This window comes from Burkholderia sp. GbtcB21, assembly GCF_019091065.1.
GTDB lineage: Bacteria > Pseudomonadota > Gammaproteobacteria > Burkholderiales > Burkholderiaceae > Burkholderia > Burkholderia pyrrocinia_C.
This window is the reverse complement of sequence record NZ_JAGXKA010000039.1, coordinates 4,451-9,439: the sequence shown is the minus strand read 5'-3', so window position 1 is coordinate 9,439 and position 4,989 is coordinate 4,451. Positions and strand designations below refer to the sequence as shown.

Genomic DNA, 4,989 nt, shown 5'->3' with positions numbered 1-4,989 from the left:
ACGATCAAGACGCTGGCCGGCTACGACTTCAGCTTCCAGCCGAGCCTGGATCGCGATCGCATCATGACGCTTGCGCAACTCGAGTTCATCGAACGACGGCAGACCGTTCACTTCCTGGGGCCGCCCGGCACGGGCAAGTCGCACCTGTCCATTGCGCTGGGCGTGGAAGCCGTGCGCGCGGGCAAGAGCGTCTACTTCGGCTCGCTGGCCGAGATCGTGAACTCGATGGCCAAGGCCGAACGGGAAGGCAACCTGGCGCAGCGCGTGCGCTTCCTTGCCCGTAACAGCCTGCTCATCGTCGACGAGATCGGCTACCTGCCCATCGGCTCCAACGGCGGCAACCTGTTCTTCCAGCTCGTCAACGCCTGCTACGAGCGCTGCGCGATCATCCTGACGTCCAATCGCAGCTTCGGTGAATGGGGCGACGTGTTCGGCGACAGCGTGGTGGCCGCGGCGTTGCTCGACCGGCTGCTGCACCACGCGATCGTCGTGCAGATCGAAGGCACATCGTACCGCCTGCGAGAACACGCCGATCTGCTGCCGGACCATCTGCGCAACCGTCCGTCCTCCCTGAACCCCGTGCCCACTGAACCGGCTCGCCGGCGCCCGGGCCGCCCCCGAAGGAACCCATTCGATCACGTCGCCGGTTGATCACCGTCCGAACAGGGTGGGGAATTTTACTTCGACACTTCTGGGGAAATTACGTCCGAGGTTGACACCTCGCGACCGTACTTGGCCACGACGTGGTACAGGTCGAAGACGATTTCCGCCTGCGAGCACTGTTCCTTGATCTCCAGCTCGTAGGCCGTGGTCATGTCGATTGCGACCGCTTCGATACGCTCGGCCACGCCTTCGGGAAGCTGTTCGAAGAAGGCTCGGCTCGCGCCGTTTCGCGTGAACGTCCGGGCCGGACCCAGAGCACTGCCGGCCGATCGGATCAACCGCCACCGTGGCATAGCGATGGCCTTTATGAAGCGCGAACTCGTCCATCGCCAGATAACGGATCGTCGACCAGTCCGGCTCGCCCACACACGCTCGCAGCGCATCTGGTCGATCGATTTGACCGTATGCCAACCTAGATCGTAGAAAGCGACCACCGCTTGTACGCTGGCCGCTTGCAGCAACTTCTCGCAGGCCTTGGCACAAACCGTTCCGTCACCCGCTGGTAGCGGCCCAGCCAGTCCGGCTTCTCCAGCCGCGGTCCATCGCAGCGTTCGCACCAGACCCGACGTCGAGGCACGTGCAGCACGACCCGGTATTCGAACAGCAGCAGATCGCGTACCCCATCGCACCCGGATCGATCTCGACGCCGTCGCGCGCGTACATGACTGCCTGGCGATGCAGCGGGATGTGGTACGCGAACTTCGACACGGCGATGTGCGCGAGCAGCGCTGGGCCCGGGATGCCACGATCGATCGGTCGACTCGGTGCCGCGGCCTGCACGATGCGATCGCAGCATGCGCAGGCCAGCTTCGGACGGCGGTGGCGAATCACGCGGAAGTGCGCCCGGACGTATTCGAGCTGTTCCGCGACGTCTTCGCCCAGCGGTTTGAGTTGCCCGCCGCAATCGGGGCAGTCATCGTCGGCGGGCAGATGGATGCGCTCTTGGAGGTAGTCCATGTATTCATACGAAGAGCGTGTTCGGGCGATCGACCTGTACCTGAAGCTCGGGAAGCGCATCAAGGCAATCCCCCCATTCAATCAACGCTCACGCCATTGCGGCGATGCGGCAGCAGCCGGCCCACCACTTGACAGACATCGGCAACCGTTTTGATGCCGATGATCTCATCCGCGCCGATTTCAATGTCAAAGTGGTGGTTCAAAGCCAGCACCAGGTCCATCAGGTCCAGAGAATCGAGATAGAGCTGGTCGACCAGGCTCGTGTCCGGCAGCAACTGGGCCTCATCCAGCCACAGATGGGCCACCATCACCGCCTTCACCTGCCGCTCCAGAGCATCCATCATTTCCAGGCTCTCGGTGCATGGCTATCCATACGTGCACCGGGAGTGGTTGTGATGACTCTTTCTTTAATGACCGGAGCGGGCGACTTGGGCCTTTGCTGTTCAACCCAATCCATCCAGCCATCAGGTGACCCGGCCTCACCCTTGCCGCCCACATTCAGCCACTGCATCACCACTTTCACGGCGGGATCCGCCTGCTCCATCGCCTGACGCGTAGAGAACATGCCATTATCCAAGATCATGCGCCGGACCAGCTTGGTCAAAGCACCCTTGCGCTCTTGCAACACATCGTTATTCCCGTGAAGCAACTTGGACAATTTCTCGGCATCCTCCTTTTTCGTTGCGGAGGCATTGATACCATCAACCAAACGCGTCCGTAGACCGGCAAGCTCGGCTCGTGCGTCACGCTGATTCGGCTTCAACTGCAGCGAATCCATGACGCCACGCAGCAACTCCTTGCTGGGATTGAGAACTCCGTTGAACTGGCGCCCTCGGGAAGCCGCGGTCGATACGGTATACAAATGTCCTGGCCCGGTGCGCGGAGCCTCCAATTTGACATTGGCGAAATCAAACTCGCGGGATTGACGCTTCACCGATGCAACGGCAGGCGCCGGCAGGGCTCCAGTGACCGTATTCTCGGAAGCACGTTGCGCTGATACGCGAGTGGGGCTTGCATCTTGGGCATCTGGGTTGGAACCGCCGCCATCGACTACCGTGTAAAGGTCCTGACGCTCCTGCGACTTGCCAAACGACGTTGTCTCACCGGTCGAGGTACTCACGTTGGCAGCATCGAGAACCCGCGACAGGCCGTGTGCCACGCCACGCACTGCCTCCAATAGCTTCGCATCACCACTGGCACGCGTGCCATCCGTCGTCGTATCCAGTTGCGTCAAACGGTCGATTGCTTGCTGGAACTTCGCTTCTCTGTGCTCAGCCGCGCCGTTCGTCATTGCAGCCGAGTCGGTTCGCAAAGCTGGGTCGCCGCCCGCGCCTTGCAGCGACCGTTGCAGTGTGGCAGCAGAGGACGAGACCGTGCTGGCGGCGCCGTTGCGGCCAGCCTGGCTCACGCCAAGGGCGGACAGAAATTTTACGGTCAGCGGGTTACCACCCTGGGCCAGCAGGTTGGTCGTCCGGGCCATTAGTTGGATATCTTGGGTCAGTTCCCGGCGCAGGCGGCCGTCCTTCGGCAGCTGCTTCAATAGCTGACAAACCTGTTCCACTTGCTTGTTCTGTTCACCGTGAGCGAACGCCCGCAACACCTCTTCTTGCCGCTGCTTGCCGAAGGTATCACCGGGCACCACCGTATTGCGCAATTTGTCAATTGCCATGCGCATCTGCAGTTGCTGATCCTCGGAGGTACCCTTTGGGTATACAAGCTGGCCGTTGTTTGGATCCACGGCATCGCGCACCAAGTTCAACAGCATACGTTCCGCCGGAAGACGGCCATCGCCATCCGCTGTTGTCACCCGGGACTGAAACTGCTGGCTGCGCAGATACTCCGGCGTTGGACGATTTTTCATCGATCGATCAACAAAGCTCAGGCGCGAAACATCCAGGCTGGACTGATCGCCTGTTTGGATGATAGAGCTCGCGCGGCTTACCACCTCCGTGCTATCCACGTCGTCCGAATGCGCTGTTGTTGACCCAGCCTTGAGCTGAACGCTCGAATCAGAAAAACGCCGTCGGGACATCGCGTCCGCGAACTGTTCATGGCGTTCAACCGTGTGCCCCGCTCCCGCACCTTGACTATCGCCGCGAAGCATGGACTGCACAGCGTCCGACGCAGACTGCTTCACCGTCACAACTTGCTTGATCTGCCCCGACATAGCGGAGTGCGTGGACCGAGCCCCTTCGTCGCTCGTGCTTGTCGAGCGATGTGTGCTGTAGTCAAAACTGTTGTTATGACTGTCGTGCGAAACGTTATGACTGTCGTGCGTGACATTATGGCTGTCGTGCGTGACGTCATGGCTGTCATAATAATTGTTATAGTGATAATGAATGACCTGCGGCGGAACCGGATCAGTCTGCCCAGTGCTGCCTGGGATAGCTTCGTTGGCGGCCGGAGGATCCTGCCTTTGCTCCTTGGGCACGCTGTCCATCAGGATATTGCGCAGCAATAGTGGCAGCACGGCCACCGTATCCAGATCGCGCGCGAGCTTGCCGACGCCAAAGCCGGCCTCTCCCGCCAGATCCGATCTGGCTTGGCGCAGCGCGTCAAACGCTTGCTTCGCAGCCCGATCCACCAGGTCTTTGACTTGATCCTGCGACAGATTGCATTTCAATTCCTCTGTAACGTAGGCTTGGATGTAGGGCAGCACCTCTTTCGCCATGAAGTGCTCACCCATCTCCAGAAAGTTGGTCCCAGTCATCTCCCTGGCGGCATTAGCCAGACTTTTCTCCAGCGCTCGTCGTTGTTCATACAGCTTTGCTTTCTCCGGGCTGTACGCGCCGAAACCGGATTGATCTTTCAGGCCATCCTTGAGGATCTTGTTGTTGTATTGCTGCGCCAGGGCATCCAAGGTGCTTTTCGCCTCGGGGTGCAGCTTAAGCAATTGGCTATACACCTCGGCGAACCGAGTGATTTCCCGTTGCGCATAGCTGTTGCGCGAATCATCGAAAAGCTTCGACAACTCGCCCTGCTTGTCCGGCGATGCCGCGAACAACGCCTGCCTCGCCTCAGTCTGGAATGCATTCTTGAATTGTTCCGGGGATACCACACCGCCAATAGGCCCCGAGCTTGCGGCGGCGGGACTTGCAGGCAGCGGGGATGCCGCCGTGAGACGCAAGTTCGGCATGGATTGAACTCTGAGCAGTTCCTGGCCCAGCCCGGTAGCTCGGCGGGCGCTCTGCGCGGACGGCGCGCTGAACGAATGGCTACGCTGCAATACTGAATTTGATACAGCCATGATTCGAATCTCCTATCAACCTTGCAGGAAGGCCTTGCATGTTTCCGTGCAAGAGCTGATGGTGCTGCTGAGCACCTTGACCAGATTGTCGTACAGCGAGTTGGCGTTGCTGTACTTCTGGG

The 4,989-nt window shown here is 60.1% G+C and carries 4 protein-coding genes and 2 pseudogenes; 1 reads left to right on the top strand and 5 read right to left on the bottom strand.

Annotated elements, in window-relative coordinates:
* Positions 1–651: IS21-like element helper ATPase IstB (istB, locus tag KVT39_RS35685; protein ID WP_217591328.1), on the top strand; the 651-nt coding region annotated here is incomplete at its 5' end.
* Positions 652–716: 65 nt separating this feature from the next.
* Here the strand turns inward: istB and KVT39_RS35680 are convergent.
* From KVT39_RS35680 to KVT39_RS38725, 5 genes and pseudogenes are all read right to left on the bottom strand, one after another.
* Positions 717–1,282: pseudogene (locus tag KVT39_RS35680) on the bottom strand (transposase); the annotation flags it as partial.
* Positions 1,279–1,608, bottom strand: a pseudogene (locus tag KVT39_RS35675) (IS66 family transposase zinc-finger binding domain-containing protein); the annotation flags it as partial. The pseudogenes KVT39_RS35675 and KVT39_RS35680, both read right to left, overlap by 4 nt.
* A gap of 89 nt (positions 1,609–1,697) precedes the next feature.
* Positions 1,698–1,964 carry an acyl carrier protein gene (locus tag KVT39_RS35670; RefSeq protein ID WP_217591327.1) on the bottom strand — a complete coding sequence of 89 codons (267 nt, stop codon included), beginning with the start codon at positions 1,962–1,964 and terminating at the stop codon, positions 1,698–1,700.
* Positions 1,961–4,867, bottom strand: a complete 2,907-nt coding sequence (locus KVT39_RS35665) for a hypothetical protein (RefSeq protein WP_217591326.1) — start codon at positions 4,865–4,867, stop codon at positions 1,961–1,963. The genes KVT39_RS35670 and KVT39_RS35665 overlap by 4 nt, the downstream gene beginning before the upstream one ends.
* A 15-nt stretch (positions 4,868–4,882) precedes the next feature.
* Positions 4,883–4,963: an IpaD/SipD/SspD family type III secretion system needle tip protein gene (locus KVT39_RS38725; protein ID WP_368858965.1), complete on the bottom strand. Its 81-nt coding sequence runs from the start codon at positions 4,961–4,963 to the stop codon at positions 4,883–4,885.
* Positions 4,964–4,989: the final 26 nt, after the last annotated feature.